Raw genomic sequence first — 19669 nt, forward strand, 5'->3', positions numbered from 1 at the left:
CGGGATTGATCCGGGGGCAGCGCCTACGGTTTGCTTCGCTGCACCTCCTCTCGCTGTGTTTGGCTTCGCCAAACGGTCGCTGCGCTCCCACCCCCGGATCAATCCTTCCGCTCAGCCTTCCGACGTCGCCCGTGGATCAAGATCAAAAGCTGCAGCCGAGCTTGCGCTCATCCTGGAGTGGGGCGGCTGCGCCGCGGGTTTTGTGTAGGAGCTACCGAAGGCTGCGATCTTTTGATCTTGATTTTGTGGGAGCTGGCCTACCAGCCGACCAATACCTAACTGAACACACCCAACCCAATTGTGGGAGCTGGCTTGCCAGCGAAGGCGGCCTGCCAGTCGACCAATCCCTAACTGAACGCACCCAATCCAACTGTGGGAGCTGGCCTGCCAGCGATGGCGCTATGTCATTCACCAGTGATGCTTGCTGATCTCGGTCATCGCCAGCAGGCGAGCTCCCACAAGGTTAGTGCCGGTTCGGGAATTCTCGGTGCATCTGCTCCAGCAGCGCATCCTTGTCCTGCCACAGTTGGTTGATCCAGCCCTGAAACTGCAGACGGTATTCGCCGTCCTGGTCGTAGTTCTTACCGATGAAGGCTGGCGGGATTTTCAGTTCTTCAAAGTGCACGACCACGTCGCGCACGTTGCCGCACAGCAGGTCCCAGAACCCCGGACGCCCGCCCGGGTAGTGAATGGTCACGTTGACGATCGACTCAAGCTGCTCACCCATCGCATCCAGCACAAAGGCGATGCCGCCAGCCTTGGGCTTGAGCAGGTATTTGAACGGTGATTGCTGCTGCGCGTGCTTGCCTTCGGTGAAGCGTGTGCCTTCGACAAAGTTGAAAATCCCCACCGGGTTGTCGCGAAACTTCGCGCAGGTCTTGCGCGTGGTTTCCAGGTCTTTGCCTTTCTTCTCCGGGTGTTTTTCCAGATAGGCCTTGGAGTAGCGTTTCATGAACGGAAAGCCCAGCGCCCACCACGCCAGGCCAATCACCGGGACCCAGATCAGCTCCTGCTTGAGGAAGAATTTCAGCGGCTGGATGCGCCGATTGAGCACGTATTGCAGCACCAGAATGTCGACCCAGCTCTGGTGGTTGCTGGTGATCAAATACGAGTGTTTGTAATCCAGGCCTTGCAAGCCGCTGATGTGCCAACGGGTGCGGCGTACCAGGTTCATCCAGCCCTTGTTGTTACTGATCCAGGCTTCGTGGGTGTGGCTCATCAGCCACCGTGAGGCGCGGCGGGCGAGGTCGAAGGGCAGCACTTTGATCAACGCCACGCAGAACAGGAACGAGCACAGCAGAATCGTATTGAGCGCCAACAGCAGCGCGGCGATCACGCCGCGAATCGGGGCGGGCAGGAAGTCCAGCATTTACACATCCATAGGTCGGTTGGCGGCTTGAATCGCGGTCAGGGCGATGGTGTAGACGATGTCGTCGACCTGCGCGCCGCGCGGCAGGTCGTTCACCGGTTTGCGCAGACCTTGCAGCATCGGGCCGAGGCTGACGCAGTCGGCACTGCGCTGCACGGCTTTGTGGGTGGTGTTGCCGGTGTTCAGGTCGGGGAACACGAACACCGTGGCGCGGCCAGCCACCTGGCTGTTGGGCGCCAGTTGCCGGGCCACATCGGCGTTGGCAGCGGCGTCGTATTGCAGCGGCCCGTCGATCAGCAGCGAGTGCTGTTGCTCGTGGGCGAGCAGGGTGGCTTCGCGGACTTTCTCGACTTCTTCGCCGCTGGCCGACTCGCCGCTGGAGTAACTGATCATCGCCACGCGCGGGGTGATGCCGAAGGCCGCTGCCGAGTCGGCGCTTTGCAGGGCGATCTCGGCCAGCTCAGTTGCGCTTGGGTGCGGATTCATCACGCAGTCGCCGTAGACCAGCACTTCTTCGGGGAACAGCATGAAGAACACCGAAGACACCAGCGTGCAGCCCGGCGCGGTCTTGATCAGTTGCAGCGCCGGGCGGATGGTGTTGGCGGTGGTGTTGATCACGCCCGACACCAGACCGTCGACTTCATCCAGCGCAAGCATCATGGTGCCAATGACCACGGTGTCTTCCAGTTGCTGTTCGGCCATCGGCGCGTTGAGGCTTTTGCTTTTGCGCAGGGCGACCATCGGTTCGATATAACGCTCGCGGATCAGATCCGGATCGAGAATCTCCAGCCCCGGCGGCAGCTCGATGCCTTGCGCGCGGGCCACGGCTTCAACGTCCGCCGGTTTGGCCAGCAACACGCAACGGGCGATGCCGCGCTCCTGACAGATCGCCGCGGCTTGCACGGTGAGCGGCTCGCTGCCTTCGGGCAGGACGATGCGCTTGTTCGCCGACTGCGCCCGTTGAATCAGTTGATAGCGGAATACTGCAGGTGACAGGCGCATTTCCCGCGGGGTGCCGCAGCGCTGGTGCAGCCACTTGGCATCGAGATGGCTGGCGACGAAGTCGGTGATGATCTCCGCACGCTCGCGGTCATCAATGGGGATTTCCTTGTTCAGGCCATTGAGCAGGTTGGCGGTGTCGTAGGAGCCGGTGCTCACCGACAATACCGGCAGACCGGCCTGCAACGCGCCACGGCACAAGTCCATGATGCGTGGATCGGGCAGGGTGTCACTGGTCAGCAACAGCCCGGCCAATGGCACGCCGTTGAGCGCCGCAAGGCTGACCGCAAGAATGATGTCGTCGCGATCGCCCGGGGTTACCACCAGCACGCCGGGCTTGAGCAGCTCCACGGTGTTGCGCATGGTGCGCGCGCAGATGATGATTTTGGTCATGCGCCGGGTTTCATAGTCGCCGGCGTTGAGCACCTGTGCGCCCATCAGGTCAGCGACGTCGCGGGTGCGCGGTGCGTTGAGCTCGGGCTGGAACGGAATGCAGCCGAGCAGGCGGAAGTCACCGCTGCGCAGCAACGGCGAATGCTCCTTCAGGCGCGTGGCGAAGGCCTCCATGCTCTCGTCGGTCTTGACCTTGTTGAGGATCACGCCGAGGACTTTCGGGTCTTTCGGACCGCCAAACAATTGCGCCTGCAATTCCACGCGGCCGGAGAGTTCGGCGAGCACTTCGTTTTCCGGGGCCGACACCAGAATTACCTCGGCATCCAGGCTTTTGGCCAGGTGCAAATTGACCCGCGCCGCATAACTGGCGCTGCGGGTCGGCACCATGCCTTCGACCACAAGCACGTCCTTGCCGACAGCCGCTTGCTGATACAGGGCGATGATTTCTTCGAGCAGCTCATCGAGCTGACCGTCGCCGAGCATTCGCTCGACGTGGGCCAGGCCCAGTGGTTGCGGCGGTTTCAGGCCGTGAGTACGTGCCACCAGTTCGGTGGAACGCTCGGGGCCGGTGTCGCCCGGATGCGGCTGGGCTATCGGTTTGAAGAAGCCGACTTTCAGTCCGGCCCGCTCCAGGGTACGCACCAGCCCGAGGCTGATGGAGGTCAGACCCACGCCAAAATCGGTGGGCGCGATAAAAAAAGTTTGCATGCGGATTCTCTAAGGGTGCATGGCAAGGGTGGCGATCTATACGTGACCGCCTACCGAAATTCAGTCGCCAAGGTTATCGCTAACCGAGCCTTGTGCGCACCAACCGCAGGTAAAGGCTTGGCCTATTTTTTCAATACGTTGCGCCGGGTCAAGGACCCAGGCGCGCGATTGCCATGGCGGCTGATGACGCAGGTGCTGGGTGTGGCCACAGGAAAGCTCGGCCACCCAGTGACCGTCCTCGTCCTGATGGAAGCCGGTGATCGTCGAAACCCGTTTGTCCGGGTTGTGTTCGCTTTCGCGCGATTGCTTCGCTAAACTTGGCCTTTCTATATTCTTATGCAAAAGGTCTCGCCCCATGCTGATCGCCGCCAATAAGGCTGTCTCCATCGACTATACCCTGACCAACGACGCTGGTGAGGTCATCGACAGCTCCGCCGGCGGCGCTCCGCTGGTCTACCTGCAAGGCGCAGGCAACATCATCCCGGGCCTGGAAAAAGCGCTGGAAGGCAAGGCTGTTGGTGACGAGCTGGAAGTTTCCGTTGAGCCGGAAGACGCTTACGGCGAATACGCTGCCGAACTGGTCAGCACCCTGAGCCGCAGCATGTTCGAAGGCGTTGACGAGCTGGAAGTCGGCATGCAGTTCCACGCTTCGGCGCCGGACGGCCAGATGCAGATCGTGACCATCCGTGACCTGGACGGCGACGACGTCACCGTTGACGGTAACCACCCACTGGCCGGTCAGCGCCTGAACTTCAAAGTGAAGGTCGTTGCTATCCGTGACGCCAGCCAGGAAGAAGTCGCTCATGGCCACGTCCATGGCGAAGGTGGCCATCACCACTGATTTTCTGCGCTAAGCTTCGAGTACTGGAGAGGCGCCTGCGGGCGCCTTTTTAGTCCGCGGCTGTCCTTGGTGGCCTCGCCAAGTGGCTGTTTCGAGTAGAACACGGGAATCTGGAGTCCGTCATGAGTGCTTTTCACGACCTTAAGTTGACAGCCCTGGATGGTCAGGAGCTACCGTTGGCGCCTTTCAAGGGCCAAGTCGTGCTGGTGGTCAACGTCGCCTCCAAATGCGGCTTGACCCCACAGTACGCGGCACTGGAAAACCTCTACCAGCAATTCAAGGGCAAAGGCTTCAGTGTGCTGGGCCTGCCGTGCAACCAGTTTGCCGGCCAGGAACCAGGCACGGAGCAGGAAATCCAGGAATTCTGCAGCCTGAACTATGGCGTGACGTTCCCGTTGTCGAGCAAGCTTGAAGTCAACGGTCACGAGCGGCACCAGCTGTACCGCTTGCTGGCGGGCGAGGGCGCGGAGTTTCCCGGGGATATCACCTGGAACTTCGAGAAGTTTCTGCTCGGCAAGGACGGCCGGGTGCTGGCGCGGTTCTCGCCGCGCACGGCGCCGGATGATCCGACCATCGTTCACGCGATTGAAAAAGCGCTGGGCTGAAATAGTCAGAGCAAAAGATCGCAGCCTTCGGCAGCTCCTACAGGGGATCGTCGAAGCTGCGATTTTTTCGTTTCTGCACCGACCTCTGTAGGCGCTGCCGCAGCCTGAGATCTTTGCTTTGGCCCTTTTGATCCTTGATCACTCAAATCAATAATGCTGTTCAAGGCTTGCAACTCTCCATATTATCGCCGTCATAAAGTCATTCCCTGTGGAGCCTTCCAATGCCGGTGCAAGCCCTGTTCAAACCGTTCCATCTCGGTGCCCTCGAACTGCCGACCCGCGTGGTCATGGCACCAATGACCCGCTCATTTTCCCCGGGTGGCGTACCCAATTCCAAAGTGATCGAGTACTACCGTCGCCGCGCTGCGGCCGGTGTCGGTCTGATCATCACCGAAGGCACCACGGTCGGTCACAAGGCCTCCAACGGTTACCCGAACGTGCCGCAGTTCTTCGGTGAAGCGCCACTGGCCGGCTGGAAAAAAGTGGTCGACGCGGTGCACGCCGAGGGCGGCAAGATTGTTCCGCAACTGTGGCATGTCGGCAGCGTGCGCCGTATCGGCACCGAGCCGGACGCCAGCGTGCCGGGTTACGGCCCGACGGAAAAACTCAAGGACGGTCAGGTCGTGGTGCACGGCATGACCAAACAGGACATTCAAGACGTAATCGCCGCATTCGCCCAGGCCGCCAAAGATGCCAAAAGCATCGGCATGGACGGCGTGGAAATCCACGGTGCCCACGGTTACCTGATCGACCAGTTCTTCTGGGAAGGCAGCAATCAGCGCAGCGACGAATACGGCGGCAGCCTCGCCAACCGCTCGCGTTTCGCCATCGAATTGATTCAAGCGGTGCGCGCCGCCGTCGGCGAAGGCTTCCCGATCATCTTCCGATTTTCGCAGTGGAAGCAGCAGGATTACACCGCGCGTCTGGTACAAACGCCCGAGGCGCTGGGCGAGTTCCTCAAGCCGTTGGCAGACGCTGGCGTGGACATTTTCCACTGCTCGACGCGGCGTTTCTGGGAACCTGAATTCGAAGGCTCCGAACTGAATCTGGCGGGCTGGACACGCAAGCTGACCGGCAAACCGACCATTACCGTTGGCAGCGTCGGCCTGGACGGCGAGTTCCTGCAGTTCATGGTCAACACCGACAAGGTCGCGCAACCGGCCAGTCTGGAAAAACTGCTGGAGCGTCTGAACAACGACGAGTTCGACTTGGTGGCGGTGGGCCGTGCGCTGCTGGTGGATCCGGACTGGGCACTGAAAGTCCGTGAAGGGCGTGAGCAGGACATTCTGCCGTTCAGCCGTGAGGCGTTGATGACGCTGGTTTAAGCGGCGCTCAAACTGATGCTATCGCTGGCAAGCCAGCTCCCACAGGTATTGCGGGTGTTCACAAAAATTGTGTTCACCGCAGCCCCTTGTGGGCGCTGGCTTGCCAGCGATGGCGGCTTCAAAATCAGCAAAGATCTAAGGCAATGTCTGCGCATTCGGCAACACCTGCTCCCGCAGACACGCCCCACGCAAATGCTTTTCAAATTGCTCGATGATCGCCGCCCACCCCTGGCGACTGGCATGCTGACGCGCATTCAGGCGCACGCAGCGCAACCGCTCATCTTCTTCCAGCAGCCAAGCCGCCGCATCGCAAAACGCCTCTTCATCACCCGGCATCGCCAGCACACCGTTGTAGCCGTGGCGAATATGCTGCGCTGCCGCTGCCTGATCGTACGCCACCACCCCCAGACCTGAAGCCAGTGCTTCGAGCACCACATTGCCGAAGGTTTCGGTCATGCTCGGGAACAGAAAAATATCCCCCGAGGCATAGTGCGCCGCCAGCGCTTCGCCGCGCTGTGAACCACAGAAAATCGCCTCAGGCAGCTCTTTTTCCAGCGCAAGCCGTTGTGGTCCGTCGCCGACCACAATCAGATTCAGGTTGCGCTGTGGATAAGTGCTGCGGAGTTTATCGAAGCAGCGCTTGAGCAGGCCCAGATTCTTCTCCGTGGCCAGACGTCCTACGTGAATCACCGCGATGTCCTGCTCGCTCAGGCCCCATTGCTCACGCAACCCGTTCAGGCGCCTGGCCGGGTGAAACAACTGGCTGTCCACGCCTCTGGAGAGCAGGGCGAGGCGGTCGAAATGCCGGCGCTCCAGTTCCAGACGCTGACTGACGCTCGGCACCAGGGTCATCGACGAGCGATTGTGGAACCAGCGCAGATAATGCGTCAGCAAGCGCGTCAGCAAACCCAGCCCGTACTGATGGGTGTACTGCTGGAAATTGGTATGAAAACCGCTGACCACCGAGATCCCCAAGCGCCGCGCCGCCCGCAAGGCTGACAAGCCGAGCGGACCTTCTGTGGCGATGTACAGCACGTCCGGGCGATGACGCTGCCAGCGCCGCAGCAGCTTGTGCATCGACGACTGACCCCATTGCAATCCCGGATAACCCGGCAATGGCCAGCCCCGGCACAACAGCAAGGCATCGTCCTCGACACGCTGTGGATCGCCCGCCTGGCGCGGTCGCACCAGTTCCACTTGATGCCCACGCGCGCGCAAGCCATCGCACAAGCGACCAAGGGTATTGGCCACCCCGTTGATTTCCGGTGGGAAGGTTTCGCTGATCAGAGTGATATGCAGAGCTGTCGTCATGACCTCAGTGTCGGCTGAGGCCATGTCGTGCCTGTGACGTTCGGATGATGGATTTGTGACTGGCGGTCTGTGAGCGGCTCAGCGCTGTGCGACAAGGTTCTCCGCGCCGCGCTCACGTACCCAGAACAAGGTCGCGCCCGCAACGGCGGCCGGCATCATCAGGATGTTGACCACCGGAATCAGCAGCGCCAGGTAGACGATCCCGCCAAAACTCATGCTCTGCCAGCGCTTCTGCCGCAGCCAGGCGAGCATCTCGTTCCAGCCCAATTTGTGGTTGTCCGCCGGGTAGTCGATGTACTGGATCGCCATCATCCACACGCCGAACAGCAGCCACAGCGGTGCGGCGACGATATTGACCACCGGGATGAACGAGAGAACGAACAGGCCGATTGCTCGCGGCAGGAAGTAGCCGAGTTTGCGCATTTCCCGGGCGAGGGTGCGCGGGATCATCGCGATCAGTTCGCCCCAGCTGAAGGCCGGGAAATCATCGGTGCCGCGCACCACCACTTCGACTTTTTCCGCGAGGAAGCCGTTGAACGGCGCCGCGATCACGTTGGCCAGCATGGTAAAGGTGAAGAACACCATCAACGCCACCAGCACCACGAACAGCGGCCACAGGATGTAGCTGAGAAAACTCAGCCAGTCGGGCAGCGACGGCATCAGGCTGTCGACCCACAGGCTGAACTGATGGCCGGCCAGATAGATCAATCCGACGAACAGCACCAGATTGATCGCCAGCGGCAGCAGCACGAACAGGCGCAGGCCCGGGCTGAGAACCAGTTTGAGGCCTTCGCGCAGGTATTGCGGGCCGGACAGAACGGGGGCGGGCATAAGGGGCTCCGAGCAAGGGAAAACGCGCCGACCTTACCGACTTTGCAACGGGTGCGAAAGCGCGGCAGAGCGATCGACATTCACTGTAACAAAGACGTCGATCCGGTCGGAGTCTGCGCATAGAGACCACCTATGAGCTGGATTGTTAATCCGTATTTCCTTAATCTTGCCCCCCTCGATACGCTGCACCCAACTTTTTACAGGACTGTCGAGCTCATGCCTTCCCCAAGGTTATCCACAGTCCTTTTTTATTCCCGCCGGCAGTCCGGCGTTCCGCGCCAGTGTTTCGGCCCGGTCAACAGGAGCAGGTCATGTCTGAAGTCCGTCATTCGCGAGTGATTATTCTCGGTTCCGGCCCTGCCGGTTACAGCGCTGCGGTCTACGCCGCCCGTGCCAACCTCAAGCCACTGCTGATCACCGGCATGCAGGCTGGCGGTCAGCTGACCACCACCACTGAAGTCGATAACTGGCCGGGCGACGTCCACGGCTTGACTGGTCCGGCGCTGATGGAGCGCATGCGCGAGCACGCCGAGCGGTTTGAAACCGAGATCGTTTTCGATCACATCAACGCCGTGGACTTCGCCGCCAAGCCGTACACCCTGACCGGTGACAGCGCGACCTACACCTGCGACGCCCTGATCATCGCCACCGGTGCCAGCGCGCGTTACCTGGGCCTGCCGTCGGAAGAGGCGTTCATGGGCAAAGGCGTGTCGGCCTGCGCGACCTGCGACGGTTTCTTCTACCGCAACAAGCCGGTGGCTGTGGTCGGCGGCGGCAATACCGCTGTTGAAGAAGCACTGTACCTGGCGAACATCGCCAGCACCGTGACCCTGATCCACCGTCGCGAAACCTTCCGCGCCGAGAAGATCCTGATCGACAAGCTCAACGCCCGTGTGGCCGAAGGCAAGATCATCCTCAAGTTGAACGCCAACCTCGACGAAGTGCTGGGCGACAACATGGGTGTGACCGGTGCGCGCCTGAAAAACAACGACGGCAGCTTCGACGAAATCAAGGTCGACGGCGTGTTTATCGCGATCGGCCACACTCCGAACACTTCGCTGTTCGAAGGCCAGTTGACCCTCAAGGACGGTTACCTGGTGGTGCAGGGCGGCCGTGACGGCAACGCCACTGCTACCAGCGTCGAAGGTATCTTCGCTGCCGGCGACGTGGCTGACCACGTTTACCGTCAGGCCATCACTTCGGCCGGCGCCGGCTGCATGGCAGCACTGGACACCGAGCGTTACCTGGACGGTCTGCAGAACGCTTCGTTCTAAGACCGCAGGTACAAAAAAACCGGCTTCGGCCGGTTTTTTTATGAGAGTCAAAAGATCGCAGCCTGCGGCAGCTCCTACAGGGATCAGTGTAGGAGCTGCCGCAGGCTGCGATCTTTTGATCTTGAATCAGCGGCGGGTCAGCGGCTGTGCTTCGAACTTCACACCGGCCAGACCGTGCTTGATCAGCGCACGGATATTGCCGTGGTCACTGCCTTCAGGCGTCGCCAGCACCGAGCGGTAATGCTCGCCGAATGCCAGCAGCGCTTCTTCATTGCTCAAGCTTTCCAGCAGTGCCAGACCCAGGGTCTTGCACGAGCCTTCGTTCTGCCCGGCAGCGTTTTCCACGCCACCATTGTTGAACGCTTGCGGCTGGTAGTCATAACCGGCAGCGATGAACGCCAGGGTATCGGCGAAAGCGTGTTCGCCGCTGTTGAGGCTGGCGCGCAGGGTGTTCAGATCACTCATTGGGTTTTCCTTTGGCGAACGCCGCCTGTTGTTCGGCGCTGGCTTCTTGCTGGTATTGGGCTTTCCATTCGGCGTACGGCATGCCGTAAACCACTTCGCGGGCGTCATCGAGGCTGACCTCGATCTGACGGTCATCGGCGGCGGCCTTGTACCACTTGGACAGGCAGTTGCGGCAGAACCCGGCGAGGTTCATCAGGTCGATGTTCTGCACGTCCTTGCGGCTGTCCAGATGGGCGACCAGCCGGCGGAAAGCGGCGGCTTCGAGTTCGAGGCGTTGTTGCTCGGTCATGATGGGCTCTGTGCAGTCTATTCGTGGCGCGGATGATAAAAGTCTGGCGAGCAATGCGCCAGACGCGCTCAGCGGCTGGCCGCGAGGGTGATCGACACCGATTCGGCAAATCGCAGGGCATGCGGCTTGTCGACTTCGACTTCGGCGTAAAGCACGGCGGTATTGCTCATCACCAGATCCAGCAGCTCCTGGGTCAGGCGTTCGAGCAGCGCAAAGCGATTGCCCTCGACGTGGGCGATGATCGCCTTGGTGATGGTGCGGTAGTTCAGTGCGTGATCGATGTCGTTGTCGCGCACCGCTTCCTGCGCGGCGTACTGGATGGTCAGGTTGATCAGCACATCCTGTTTGTTGAGGATCTCGTCCTCGTTGATCCCGATAAAGGTGCGCAAGCGCAGATCCTTGACCCGGATGCGCGCCATTCCCGGTTGAAGTTGTGACATTTACTTGCTCCGTCCAATCAATTGCAGGAACTCCTGGCGGGTGTTGCTCGAGTCGCGAAAGGCGCCGAGCATGACCGAGGTGTTCATGGTCGAATTCTGTTTCTCGACACCGCGCATCATCATGCACATGTGCCGGGCCTCGATGACCACCGCGACGCCAGCGGCATCGGTGACCTGTTGCACTGCGTCGGCAATCTGCCGGGTAAGGTTTTCCTGAATCTGCAGGCGCCGGGCGAACATGTCCACCAGCCGCGCAATCTTCGACAGTCCCAGCACCTTGCCGGTCGGAATATATGCCACATGGGCCTTGCCGATGAAGGGCAGCAGGTGATGTTCGCACAACGAGTAGAGCTCGATGTCGGCGACGATAATCATCTCGTCGCTGTCGGAAGCAAACAGCGCGCCGTTGACGATCTCCTCCACACGCTGTTCGTAGCCGTGACACAGGTATTGCATGGCCTTGGCCGCGCGCTGCGGAGTGTCGAGCAGGCCTTCGCGGTCGGGGTCTTCACCGAGGCCGATGAGGATCTCGCGGTAATTCTCGGGCAGGGTACGGCTCATGGGAGATCCTCGCGCAGCAGCTTATTTGACGTGCCGTCCGCCGTTGACGGTCAGGGTCGTGCCGGTGACATAGGGGTTGTCGAGCAGATAGCGCAGGCTCTGGTAGATCACTTCGCTGCCGGGTTCGATGCCCAGCGCGGATTTGGCCAGCGCCTTGGCGCGGTACGCCGCGTCGTCGTCGGGATTGAACAATAGCAGGGCTGGCGCAATGCCGTTGACCTTGATTGCCGGCGCATAGCGCGCGGCGAAGGACAGGGTCAGGCTGTCGAGCCCGGCCTTGCTGGCGCAATAGCCGATGTGTTTGCTGCTGCCCTTGCGCGTGACGTCGTCACTGATGTGGATGATGTCGGCCGGTGTCGAGCGCTTGAGCAGGTCGGCGCAGTGCAAGTTGATCAGGTACGGCGCGAGCAGGTGCACGTTGAGCATGCGTACGAAGGCTTCGGCTTCGTTGCCCGGGGTTTCCGCCAGCCATTCGGAGGCGTTGTGGACGATGGCGCGCAGGCGGTCGGTATGGGTTTTCAGTTCATCGATGAAGGCGAGAATGGCCGCTTCGCTGGAGAAGTCGGCGAACACTCCGATCGCGCCCAGATCCCGCAGCGCTTGCACGCCTGGACGTTGGCTGCGGTAGGTGAAAATGACCTGATGGCCGTCTTCAAGCAAACGCTGCGCGCAGTGCAGACCGACACGCTGGCCGGCACCGGTGATGAGAATCGGGGCGGAGGAAATGGTCATGTACGGCTCGCGTCGCGGCTGGAGCAAAAACTATAACAGCGACGCTGTCGAAAAGATCGCAGCCTTCGGCAGCTCCTACATGGGCGCCTTCATCTGTAGGAGCTGACGAGTGCAACGAGGCTGCGATCTTTAGCGATTCTGCGTAGAGGGTGTTGCAGGCAAAGGTCGCGCCGGCACAGCGTTCAACCAGTTGGCCAGCAACCGCGTCGACAGCGGAATAAAGAAATACACCATCAATGGCGTCAGGCACGCCGTGCTGATCAACACCCGCGGCAGCAGGCTCATGTCGCCGAGCAACGGCCCGAGAACAAAGTTGAACAGCAGCGACACCGGAAAGAACGCCAGCCAGATGGCCACGGCCTGTTTCCAGCGCGGTGGCCGCTGACCGGCCGCGCCGAACCAGCCTTCGATACCACTGACCCGATGTTCTTTGGGATGCGCGAACAGATCGCTGCCTCGCGCGAGCCACGCGGTACGCGAGACCGAGTGCTCCCAGGCATGCAGGGTCTGTTCGTTGACAAAGCGGAAAATGATCTGGAATTCGTTGTCACCGGGTGGCGGAGCGAGCACGCCGGAGCCCAGGTAACCGGGAAAGTCAGTGGCCAGTTGTTCGCCTTCGCGCAGCCAGGCAATCAGGTCCTGATAGCGGCCGTCGGCGACGCGACGCGCAACCATCAGCGTGACGGGGGAAGTAGACATTATGTATCTCCGTATTCCGAGTGCGTCGCTCCGGGTAGGAGTTTCGCAATACGCAGGCGGGGGTAGGAGCCTGCGCTTTTTGACAAGCAAGGATTATTCCTGATTTTAATGACAGTTTCAGAGACTTTCGTCTCTATTCATGGGTTGAACCGATAGAGGGCATCGGAGGTAGAATGGGATCCAAATCTACCGAGTGGATGCACCTGCACAATGGCTGTTATCACGGACGCTGACCCTGCTTCGCAGGCCTCTGTCGCACTTGAGCGCGAAGAGTTGTTCCCTATTCGTGAGGTGTCGCGCCTGACCGGCGTCAACCCCGTAACGCTGCGTGCATGGGAGCGTCGCTACGGTTTGATTCAGCCGACGCGCACCGAAAGCGGGCATCGGCTGTATTCGATGACCGAAATCGAGCGCGTGCGCAGCATCGTCGACTGGATCGACCGCGGCGTGGCGGTGAGCAAGGTCGGCAAGATCCTCGCCAAAACCGAGCCGCTGAAAGTGCTGGCGCATATCATTCCTGATGATCTGGTGCAGGCTGATTACGCGCAGTGGCAACAACAGGTGCAGGTTGCAGTCAGCGCATTCGATGACCGCGCGCTGGATCAGGTCTACAACCAGATTTTCTCTTCATATTCGCTGTCAGTGGTGTTCCAGGACATTCTCATGCCGTTGTGGCTGCAGATGTTGCAGCGTCAGGATGCCTTCGGCCAGACCAGCGAATGGTTGTTTTTCGACGGGTTCCTGCGGGCGCGAGTCCTGCAGCGGATTGTCGCGCTGCGCGGCGCGCAACCGCGCAAAGTGATTGTCAGTGCGCTCGCCGGTCAGTGTCGTGAACTCGAATTACTGGTTGCCGCGTTGTTTCTGAGTGGCAATGACGCCGGGGTGCGGGTGCTCACCACCGGTCAGCCATTCGATGAGTTGGCGCTGGTGTGCGAGCGGATCAAGCCGCAGGCGCTGGTGCTGTTTTCCAATCACGCCCCGACAGCCGATTTGCCGCGACGGTTGAACCGTCTGGCGTTAAGTCTGGATTGTCAGGTGCTGCTGGCCGGCGATACCGCCGATCTGGCACAGGACAGCCTGGCGGGATCGTCGATCGGCTGTCTGGGCAATGAAGGGGCGACGATGCGTCAGCGCATGACGCAGTTTCTCGCGGGGACGCTGGATACCTGAATATCAGGTGTGCAGGGCGGGGTGGGTCAGACGGTGTTGTTGCAGGATGAACTGGCGCAGGCGTTCGGTTTCATCGGCATCGGTCTGGCTCAGCTCGTAGGCGTAGAAGCCATGCTCGGTTTCGCGCTCGAAATTGCCGCGCAGGGAAATCCGCTCATACCCTGAAGGGCTGAACCACAGCGCGAAATGCTTGGGCGGTTTGGTCTTGTTGCGCATTTCCAGCAGCACGCCTTTGTGCGACACCTCGTGCACCCACATCATCCCCGGTTGGCCCTTGGCATTTTCCAGCGCGACCGGCTCTTCGAGGGTCAGACGCCAAGGGCGAACCATCGGCCCGTCTTCGTAAATGCTTGGTACGCCCAGACGCAGGTGCAACGCGTGAAATTCGTCTTCCACCAGGTGCAACGGGAAGGTCATCTGCTGATTTTCGAAGTTGGCCTGGATGGTCACTTGCTCATGAGCCGCCAGGCGCGTGAGCAGGTCACGGATCTGCGAACCACCATTGACCAACAGGCTCGACGTCGCATCCCGCACATTGAGTTGCGGGTTGTGCTGCATGGTCTGGATGAAATCCAGCTCATCCTGGGTCAGGAGGGCGTCGCGTTGCATGGCCTGGCTCGAAAGAATTAGTTACAAAGTCATTGGTGATTGTAGTTACTGACACTTAGTTCGCAGTTTTGTTTGCGCCGTTCGTCGCTTTCAGGGCAGAGAGTTCGGCTTGCAAGGCGGCAACCTGTGCTTCCAGTTGCGCGACACGTTGCTGCGCCTTGACCTGCACCGTGACGTCCTTCTGCACGCCGACGAAATAAGTCTGGCCGTCCTTGTCGTTTTTCACTGTCGACAGCGACAGTTCGTTCCAGAATGGCGTGCCGTCCTTGCGGTAGTTACGCAGGATTTCCCGGCACGCCCCGCCATTGCGCAAGGTGTCACGAATCCGCGTCAGATTGGCCTGATCGCGGTCGCCGGACTGCAGAAAACGGCAATCCTGGTAGAGAATTTCTTCGCTGCTGTAACCGGTCAGGCGCTCGAAGGCCGGGTTTACGTAAATCAGGATGTTGTCCTGTTCGCCTTCCTTTTCTGCAACCACGATCCCGTCGTTCGAAGCGTTGATCACCATTTGCAGCAGATTGGCGTTGATCATCAATGAATCCTTTCAGTGTCGATATTGGCTGGCATTCTAGAAGTTCCAGCCAGTCTGTCTACTGGCCATCACGGCTATTCGGGCCTGGATCGCGGCTTTTACGTCGGACTGCTACTATCGCCGCTCTTTTTTTCAGCTTCAGGATCAGATTGATGAAAGTCGCCATCCTCTCCGGCTCGGTTTACGGCGCGGCCGAAGAAGTCGCCCGTCACGCGCAGAACCTGCTGAAAGACGCCGGTTTTGAAACCTTCTACAACTCGCGCGCCAGCCTGGCGGATATACAGGCGTTCGGCCCTGAAGCGATTCTCGCGGTGACCTCGACCACCGGCATGGGCGAATTGCCGGATAACCTGCAGCCGCTGTATTTCAGCCTTCGCGATCAATTGCCAATGGCCTGGCGCGGCTTGCCCGGTGCGGTGATCGGTTTGGGCGATGCCAGTTACGGCGATACGTTCTGCGGTGGCGGCGAGCTGATGCGTGAGTTGTTCGCCGAGCTGGGCCTGCGCGAAGTGCAGGAGATGCTGCGTCTGGACGCCAGCGAAAGCGTGACCCCGGAAACCGATGCCGAGCCTTGGCTGGCGCAGTTGATCGCCACGCTCAAGGGCTGATCGCGCGCTCGCGCAGCAGGGCCAGCCAGGCCTGCGCGGCTTTCGACAGGTAGGCGCCGCGACGCCAGATGAACGCGATATCCCAACGCAGATAATCTGGCGCGCGCAAGGTCAGGCGCACCACGCCCGGACGCTCCAGTGCCCGGGCGACCACGCTCGGCAACAGCACCACGCCTTGCCCGGCCGCCACCAGCGCCACGAGAAAATCCGCCTGGCCACTGCGCCCGCCTTCTTTCGGGGTAAAGCCCAGTTGCTGGCACGCCTGCAATAACCGGTCATTGAGCACGAAGCTGCGCTGATACAGCAGGAACGGTGTCTCGGCCAACTCCTCCAGAGCAATTTCACCGCGCGCCGCCAGCGGATGATCCACCGGCAGCAACGCGTCGAGCTTCTCATCGCAGAACGGTTGAAAATCGAACTGCGGATCCTTGGGCAGCAAGCTGCCACCCAACTCCAGTTCACCGCTGAGCACCGCCTGCTCGACGTTACGGCTGCCGCCCTCAAGCAATTGAATGCTGATGTTCGGATAGCGCCGTCGATATTCGGCGAACAAACCGGCGAACAACGCATCGCTGCCCAGCAGCGGCAGACCGAGGCGCAATTCGCCGCGCGCCAGTTGGCTCAGATCATCCAGTTCGCTGAGCAACTCCTGACGCAAGCGCAGCATGCCCTCGGCGTGTGACAGCACCACGCTGCCCGCAGCGGTCAGGTGCAACTGGGAGCCGAGCCGTTCGAGCAACGGCGTGCCGAGACTCTGCTCCAGTTGCGCGACTTGTTTGCTCACCGCCGACTGACTGACGTGCAGGGATTTCGCCGCTTGGGTAAAGCCGCCTTGACGCATGACTTCGACAAAACTGCGCAGCTGTTTGAATTCCATTGTCCGATTCCGTTTTGGAATAGCCATGAGTCTAACAATTCGCTTCTGGGATGGCAGGCCGCTTCGTAAAATAAGCCCCTGTAAGGAGCCCATCATGAACGCTGCATCCCTCACCTATGTTTCCCGTCTGATAGCAGAACTGGCCGTGTTGCTCGGTCTCTATTTGCTCGGCTGCCAGATCGCCGCGTGGCTGGCATGGCCAATTCCCGGCGGCGTCATCGGCATGGCCCTGTTGCTGCTGGCGTTCGCGTTTGGCTGGGTCAAACCGGCGGCGCTGCAATTGGGTGCCGGATTGCTGATGGCCGAGATGCTGCTGTTCTTTATTCCGGCACTGATGAGTCTGCTCGACTACGGCGCACTGCTGCGCGATGACGGTTGGCGGATTCTGCTGGTGATTGGCGCCAGCACTCTGATGGTGATGCTGGTGACGGCCTTTACCGTGGAGTTGGCTGTGCGTCTGAGGCGGTCCCATGAAGCTTGAATGGATGCCGATGTTCTGGCTCGCTTTCACTCTGTTGGCGTACCTGTTCAGTCGCTGGATTTACCGGCGTACCGGGCGCTATCTGCTGTCGCCGCTGATTCTGGTGCCGGCGCTGTTGCTGGCGCTCGCCATACCGTTGCACACGGCCTATGCCGAATACGCCAGCAACACCCACTGGTTGATGCTGGTGCTCGGGCCGGTGACGGTCGCTTTCGCGGTGCCGATCTGGCAGCAGCGACGTCTGCTGGTGCGGCACTGGTCAGCGCTGTTGCTGGGCATGCTCGCCGGCAGCGCGGCATCGATCGCCACCTCGTTTGGCCTGGCCAGGGCGCTGGCGCTGGATACCTCGGTCACGATGTCGCTGGTGCCGCGTTCGATCACCACGCCGTTCGCCATGCCGCTGGCGCAGAATCTGGGTGGCGTACCGGAACTGACGGCCGTGTTCGTGATGTTCACCGGCGTGTTCGGTGCGATGCTCGGCGGCGTGCTGCTCAAGTGGCTGCCGCTGCGCAGTGCCTTGGCGCGCGGTGCGTTGTTTGGGGTTGGCGCGCACGGTGCCGGCGTCAGTCGGGCGCATGAAGTGGGCGGTGAAGAAGGCTCGGTGGCCGGGCTGGTGATGGTGCTGACGGGACTGCTCAATCTGTTCGCTGCGCCTTTGTTGGCGTCGTTGCTTTGACATGGATCCAAGCTGTTTGCATGGCTGACCCGCTCAGTCATCAAGCTGGCTGGCAATGCAACTACGTGAGTCCCGGGAGCTGACTAGACTGCTGACACGTGCAAAACAATAAGAACGCAGAGGTGCATACAGTGAGCGTAGCCCCCGTCCAGTCGCCCGTTAATGTCAAAGACCAGGTCAGTGCTGCGGAGTGGCAGACCCGGGTCGATCTCGCCGCCTGTTATCGACTGGTCGCCCTGCATGGCTGGGACGACCTGATCTTCACCCACATTTCCGCCAAGGTCCCGGGCACCGAAGACTTCCTGATCAATCCGTTCGGGTTGATGTTTCATGAGATCACCGCGTCCAGCCTGATCAAAGTCGACCAGGCCGGCAACAAGCTCATGGACAGTCCCTACGAAATCAATCCCGCCGGTTACACCATCCACAGCGCCGTGCACGAAGTGCGGCACGACGTGGTGTGTGTACTGCACACGCACACTGCGTCCGGCGTGGCCGTTTCAGCGCAGAAGCAGGGCGTGTTGCCGATCAGCCAGCAGTCGCTGTTCGTGTTGTCGAGCCTGGCCTATCACGGCTACGAAGGCGTGGCGCTGAATCACGAAGAGAAAGCGCGCTTGCAGGCCGACCTGGGCGAGAACAATTTCCTGATGCTGCACAACCACGGGTTGCTGACCTGCGGCGCTACCATCGCCGACACCTTTCTGATGATGTTCACTTTCCAGCGTGCCTGCGACATTCAGGTCATGGCGCAGACCGGCGCTGCTGAACTGATCGCCATCGAACCGCAGATCCTCGCGGGCGCCAAGGCGATGATCGCCGGCGTCACCAAGAGTGCTCAAGGCATGGGCGGCGCGCTGGCTTGGCCGGCATTGCTGCGCAAACTCGATAAACAAGACCCCGGATATAAACTCTGATGCCTCTTGCCGAGATTCCTCTGTGTGTCTGGCGCAAACGTAGCCGGACATTTGTCTTTCGCGGCCAGTCGATCCGTTACTGGACGGCGGGGCAGGGTGAGCCGCTGTTGCTGATCCATGGCTTTCCGACGGCCAGTTGGGACTGGCATTACCTGTGGCAGCCGCTGGCCCAGCGCTATCGGGTGATCGCCTGTGACATGCTCGGTTTCGGTGATTCGGCCAAACCGTTGCATCACAGCTACAGCCTGCTGGAACAGGCCGATTTGCAACAGGCGCTGCTGGCCCATCTGCAGGTCGAGCAACCTCTGCATATTCTGGCTCACGATTACGGCGACAGCGTCGCCCAGGAATTGCTCGCGCGGCATTACGAAAACCAGCTCGCCGTCGCCAGTTGCGTGTTCCTCAACGGCGGGCTGTTCCCGGAAACCCATCGCCCGGTGCTGATGCAAAAGTTGCTGCTCAGCCCTTTGGGCTGGATGATTGGCCGGGCCTTCAGCCGTGATGCATTGGTGAAAAGCTTTCGGCAGATTTTCGGCCCGCAAACCGGCCCCAGCGAAAGCGAACTGGATGATTTCTGGAGCCTGATCGAGACCCACCGCGGTCCGCGCATCCTGCACAAACTGATTGGCTACATCCCCGAGCGCCGAGCGCAACGCGACCGCTGGGTAGCGGCCATGCAGCGTGATGACATCCCGTTGCGGGTGATCGATGGCGAAGTCGATCCGGTCTCGGGTGCGCACATGGTCGAGCGTTACCGCCAGTTGATCGCGGGCGCCGACACAGTGTTGTTGCCGGGCATCGGCCACTATCCACAGATCGAGGCGCCGGTGCAGGTGCTCAAACATTATCTGGCGTTTCGTGACCGCCTGGAGTTGCCGCCGCGCAAGGTCGCGTGCTCCTGAGAGATCAAAAGATCGCAGCCTGCGGCAGCTCCTGCACAAATTAATGCAGGAGCTGCCG

General features: G+C 60.6%; 24 protein-coding genes. 10 read left to right on the plus strand and 14 right to left on the minus strand.

Going from position 1 to position 19669, the window contains the following annotated elements:
* Positions 1-463: 463 nt before the first annotated feature.
* Genes OC71_RS23500 through OC71_RS23510 form a run of 3 tightly spaced genes read right to left on the minus strand, consistent with a single transcriptional unit; the run spans position 464 to position 3856 of the window.
* Entirely contained in the window at positions 464-1369 is a 906-nt protein-coding gene (locus OC71_RS23500) for an acyltransferase (RefSeq protein ID WP_041073919.1), read from the minus strand.
* Positions 1370-3469, minus strand: coding sequence for a phosphate acetyltransferase (gene pta, locus OC71_RS23505; RefSeq protein WP_041073921.1), 2100 nt, complete (start codon positions 3467-3469; stop codon positions 1370-1372).
* A 60-nt stretch (positions 3470-3529) separates the two neighbouring features.
* Positions 3530-3856 carry a DUF3565 domain-containing protein gene (locus OC71_RS23510; RefSeq protein ID WP_041073923.1) on the minus strand — a complete coding sequence of 109 codons (327 nt, stop codon included), beginning with the start codon at positions 3854-3856 and terminating at the stop codon, positions 3530-3532.
* On the opposite strand from OC71_RS23510, the gene OC71_RS23515 reads away from it, so the two are divergent.
* The 3 genes from OC71_RS23515 to OC71_RS23525 all read left to right on the plus strand — a co-directional run bounded on the left by OC71_RS23515 (position 3825) and on the right by OC71_RS23525 (position 6240).
* Positions 3825-4310 (plus strand): peptidylprolyl isomerase, encoded by a 486-nt coding sequence (locus tag OC71_RS23515; protein ID WP_007968032.1) that lies wholly within the window; start codon positions 3825-3827, stop codon positions 4308-4310. The two genes, OC71_RS23510 and OC71_RS23515, sit on opposite strands and share 32 nt — an antisense overlap.
* A 122-nt stretch (positions 4311-4432) precedes the next feature.
* The gene (locus OC71_RS23520; protein ID WP_041073925.1) at positions 4433-4915 is read left to right on the plus strand and encodes a glutathione peroxidase; all 483 of its coding nucleotides are present in this window, start codon (positions 4433-4435) and stop codon (positions 4913-4915) included.
* 221 nt (positions 4916-5136) lie between these two features.
* The gene (locus tag OC71_RS23525; RefSeq protein ID WP_041073927.1) at positions 5137-6240 is read left to right on the plus strand and encodes an NADH:flavin oxidoreductase; all 1104 of its coding nucleotides are present in this window, start codon (positions 5137-5139) and stop codon (positions 6238-6240) included.
* Between the two features lie 135 nt (positions 6241-6375).
* Here OC71_RS23525 and OC71_RS23530 read toward each other — a convergent pair whose 3' ends face one another.
* Positions 6376-7575, minus strand: coding sequence for a glycosyltransferase family 1 protein (locus OC71_RS23530; protein WP_041073929.1), 1200 nt, complete (start codon positions 7573-7575; stop codon positions 6376-6378).
* Positions 7576-7629: 54 nt separating this feature from the next.
* Positions 7630-8382: a sulfate transporter CysZ gene (gene cysZ / locus OC71_RS23535; RefSeq protein ID WP_041073931.1), complete on the minus strand. Its 753-nt coding sequence runs from the start codon at positions 8380-8382 to the stop codon at positions 7630-7632.
* A 311-nt stretch (positions 8383-8693) separates the two neighbouring features.
* On the opposite strand from cysZ, the gene trxB reads away from it, so the two are divergent.
* Complete coding sequence (gene trxB / locus OC71_RS23540; protein WP_003221727.1) at positions 8694-9656, plus strand: thioredoxin-disulfide reductase; 963 nt, start codon at positions 8694-8696, stop codon at positions 9654-9656.
* Between the two features lie 126 nt (positions 9657-9782).
* Here the strand turns inward: trxB and OC71_RS23545 are convergent, their stop codons facing one another.
* The 6 genes from OC71_RS23545 to OC71_RS23570 all read right to left on the minus strand — a co-directional run bounded on the left by OC71_RS23545 (position 9783) and on the right by OC71_RS23570 (position 12842).
* On the minus strand, positions 9783-10121 hold the full coding sequence (locus tag OC71_RS23545; protein ID WP_041073933.1) for a HopJ type III effector protein: 339 nt from the start codon (positions 10119-10121) through the stop codon (positions 9783-9785).
* A complete protein-coding gene (locus OC71_RS23550) occupies positions 10114-10410 on the minus strand; it encodes a DUF1244 domain-containing protein (RefSeq protein ID WP_007968038.1) in 297 nt (98 codons plus the stop codon). Before OC71_RS23550 ends, OC71_RS23545 begins: the two co-directional genes overlap by 8 nt.
* A gap of 68 nt (positions 10411-10478) precedes the next feature.
* A complete protein-coding gene (gene folX / locus OC71_RS23555; protein ID WP_041073935.1) occupies positions 10479-10850 on the minus strand; it encodes a dihydroneopterin triphosphate 2'-epimerase in 372 nt (123 codons plus the stop codon).
* Positions 10851-11411 (minus strand): GTP cyclohydrolase I FolE, encoded by a 561-nt coding sequence (folE, locus tag OC71_RS23560; RefSeq protein WP_041073937.1) that lies wholly within the window; start codon positions 11409-11411, stop codon positions 10851-10853.
* Positions 11412-11432: 21 nt separating this feature from the next.
* The gene (gene folM, locus OC71_RS23565; RefSeq protein WP_041073939.1) at positions 11433-12143 is read right to left on the minus strand and encodes a dihydromonapterin reductase; all 711 of its coding nucleotides are present in this window, start codon (positions 12141-12143) and stop codon (positions 11433-11435) included.
* A 129-nt stretch (positions 12144-12272) separates the two neighbouring features.
* A complete protein-coding gene (locus OC71_RS23570; protein WP_041073941.1) occupies positions 12273-12842 on the minus strand; it encodes an antibiotic biosynthesis monooxygenase in 570 nt (189 codons plus the stop codon).
* Positions 12843-13052: 210 nt separating this feature from the next.
* Between OC71_RS23570 and OC71_RS23575 the strand changes: the two genes are divergently transcribed.
* On the plus strand, positions 13053-14012 hold the full coding sequence (locus tag OC71_RS23575) for a MerR family transcriptional regulator (protein WP_041073943.1): 960 nt from the start codon (positions 13053-13055) through the stop codon (positions 14010-14012).
* A 3-nt stretch (positions 14013-14015) separates the two neighbouring features.
* Here the strand turns inward: OC71_RS23575 and OC71_RS23580 are convergent, their stop codons facing one another.
* Positions 14016-14621, minus strand: coding sequence for a hypothetical protein (locus OC71_RS23580; RefSeq protein WP_025109427.1), 606 nt, complete (start codon positions 14619-14621; stop codon positions 14016-14018).
* A 55-nt stretch (positions 14622-14676) separates the two neighbouring features.
* Entirely contained in the window at positions 14677-15153 is a 477-nt protein-coding gene (locus tag OC71_RS23585; RefSeq protein ID WP_041073945.1) for a PAS domain-containing protein, read from the minus strand.
* 152 nt (positions 15154-15305) lie between these two features.
* Between OC71_RS23585 and OC71_RS23590 the strand changes: the two genes are divergently transcribed.
* Positions 15306-15761 (plus strand): flavodoxin, encoded by a 456-nt coding sequence (locus tag OC71_RS23590; protein WP_041073948.1) that lies wholly within the window; start codon positions 15306-15308, stop codon positions 15759-15761.
* Here OC71_RS23590 and OC71_RS23595 read toward each other — a convergent pair.
* Positions 15751-16638 (minus strand): LysR family transcriptional regulator, encoded by an 888-nt coding sequence (locus OC71_RS23595; RefSeq protein ID WP_041073949.1) that lies wholly within the window; start codon positions 16636-16638, stop codon positions 15751-15753. The two genes, OC71_RS23590 and OC71_RS23595, sit on opposite strands and share 11 nt — an antisense overlap.
* 94 nt (positions 16639-16732) lie before the next feature.
* Between OC71_RS23595 and OC71_RS23600 the strand changes: the two genes are divergently transcribed.
* The 4 genes from OC71_RS23600 (at position 16733) to OC71_RS23615 (ending at position 19611) form a co-directional block, all read left to right on the plus strand.
* Positions 16733-17119, plus strand: a complete 387-nt coding sequence (locus tag OC71_RS23600; protein WP_041073952.1) for a CidA/LrgA family protein — start codon at positions 16733-16735, stop codon at positions 17117-17119.
* A complete protein-coding gene (locus tag OC71_RS23605) occupies positions 17109-17795 on the plus strand; it encodes an LrgB family protein (RefSeq protein WP_041073954.1) in 687 nt (228 codons plus the stop codon). The genes OC71_RS23600 and OC71_RS23605 overlap by 11 nt, the downstream gene beginning before the upstream one ends.
* A gap of 131 nt (positions 17796-17926) precedes the next feature.
* The gene (locus tag OC71_RS23610; protein ID WP_041073956.1) at positions 17927-18709 is read left to right on the plus strand and encodes a class II aldolase/adducin family protein; all 783 of its coding nucleotides are present in this window, start codon (positions 17927-17929) and stop codon (positions 18707-18709) included.
* Positions 18709-19611 (plus strand): alpha/beta fold hydrolase, encoded by a 903-nt coding sequence (locus OC71_RS23615; RefSeq protein ID WP_041073957.1) that lies wholly within the window; start codon positions 18709-18711, stop codon positions 19609-19611. Before OC71_RS23610 ends, OC71_RS23615 begins: the two co-directional genes overlap by 1 nt.
* The last annotated feature ends 58 nt before the right edge of the window (positions 19612-19669 follow it).

The organism is Pseudomonas sp. W15Feb9B (assembly GCF_000828175.1).
Classification (GTDB): Bacteria; Pseudomonadota; Gammaproteobacteria; order Pseudomonadales; family Pseudomonadaceae; genus Aquipseudomonas; species Aquipseudomonas parakoreensis.

Excerpts from the sequence above, each read along its gene's own strand:
- OC71_RS23500 (WP_041073919.1), bottom strand. The coding sequence starts at position 1,369 with ATGCTGGACTTCCTGCCCGCCCCGATTCGCGGCGTGATCGCCGCGCTG.
- pta (WP_041073921.1), bottom strand. The coding sequence starts at position 3,469 with ATGCAAACTTTTTTTATCGCGCCCACCGATTTTGGCGTGGGTCTGACC.
- OC71_RS23515 (WP_007968032.1), top strand. The coding sequence starts at position 3,825 with ATGCTGATCGCCGCCAATAAGGCTGTCTCCATCGACTATACCCTGACC.
- OC71_RS23510 (WP_041073923.1), bottom strand. The coding sequence starts at position 3,856 with ATGGAGACAGCCTTATTGGCGGCGATCAGCATGGGGCGAGACCTTTTG.
- OC71_RS23520 (WP_041073925.1), top strand. The coding sequence starts at position 4,433 with ATGAGTGCTTTTCACGACCTTAAGTTGACAGCCCTGGATGGTCAGGAG.
- OC71_RS23525 (WP_041073927.1), top strand. The coding sequence starts at position 5,137 with ATGCCGGTGCAAGCCCTGTTCAAACCGTTCCATCTCGGTGCCCTCGAA.
- OC71_RS23530 (WP_041073929.1), bottom strand. The coding sequence starts at position 7,575 with ATGGCCTCAGCCGACACTGAGGTCATGACGACAGCTCTGCATATCACT.
- cysZ (WP_041073931.1), bottom strand. The coding sequence starts at position 8,382 with ATGCCCGCCCCCGTTCTGTCCGGCCCGCAATACCTGCGCGAAGGCCTC.
- trxB (WP_003221727.1), top strand. The coding sequence starts at position 8,694 with ATGTCTGAAGTCCGTCATTCGCGAGTGATTATTCTCGGTTCCGGCCCT.
- OC71_RS23545 (WP_041073933.1), bottom strand. The coding sequence starts at position 10,121 with ATGAGTGATCTGAACACCCTGCGCGCCAGCCTCAACAGCGGCGAACAC.
- OC71_RS23550 (WP_007968038.1), bottom strand. The coding sequence starts at position 10,410 with ATGACCGAGCAACAACGCCTCGAACTCGAAGCCGCCGCTTTCCGCCGG.
- folX (WP_041073935.1), bottom strand. The coding sequence starts at position 10,850 with ATGTCACAACTTCAACCGGGAATGGCGCGCATCCGGGTCAAGGATCTG.
- folE (WP_041073937.1), bottom strand. The coding sequence starts at position 11,411 with ATGAGCCGTACCCTGCCCGAGAATTACCGCGAGATCCTCATCGGCCTC.
- folM (WP_041073939.1), bottom strand. The coding sequence starts at position 12,143 with ATGACCATTTCCTCCGCCCCGATTCTCATCACCGGTGCCGGCCAGCGT.
- OC71_RS23570 (WP_041073941.1), bottom strand. The coding sequence starts at position 12,842 with ATGTCTACTTCCCCCGTCACGCTGATGGTTGCGCGTCGCGTCGCCGAC.
- OC71_RS23575 (WP_041073943.1), top strand. The coding sequence starts at position 13,053 with ATGGCTGTTATCACGGACGCTGACCCTGCTTCGCAGGCCTCTGTCGCA.
- OC71_RS23580 (WP_025109427.1), bottom strand. The coding sequence starts at position 14,621 with ATGCAACGCGACGCCCTCCTGACCCAGGATGAGCTGGATTTCATCCAG.
- OC71_RS23585 (WP_041073945.1), bottom strand. The coding sequence starts at position 15,153 with ATGATCAACGCCAATCTGCTGCAAATGGTGATCAACGCTTCGAACGAC.
- OC71_RS23590 (WP_041073948.1), top strand. The coding sequence starts at position 15,306 with ATGAAAGTCGCCATCCTCTCCGGCTCGGTTTACGGCGCGGCCGAAGAA.
- OC71_RS23595 (WP_041073949.1), bottom strand. The coding sequence starts at position 16,638 with ATGGAATTCAAACAGCTGCGCAGTTTTGTCGAAGTCATGCGTCAAGGC.
- OC71_RS23600 (WP_041073952.1), top strand. The coding sequence starts at position 16,733 with ATGAACGCTGCATCCCTCACCTATGTTTCCCGTCTGATAGCAGAACTG.
- OC71_RS23605 (WP_041073954.1), top strand. The coding sequence starts at position 17,109 with ATGAAGCTTGAATGGATGCCGATGTTCTGGCTCGCTTTCACTCTGTTG.
- OC71_RS23615 (WP_041073957.1), top strand. The coding sequence starts at position 18,709 with ATGCCTCTTGCCGAGATTCCTCTGTGTGTCTGGCGCAAACGTAGCCGG.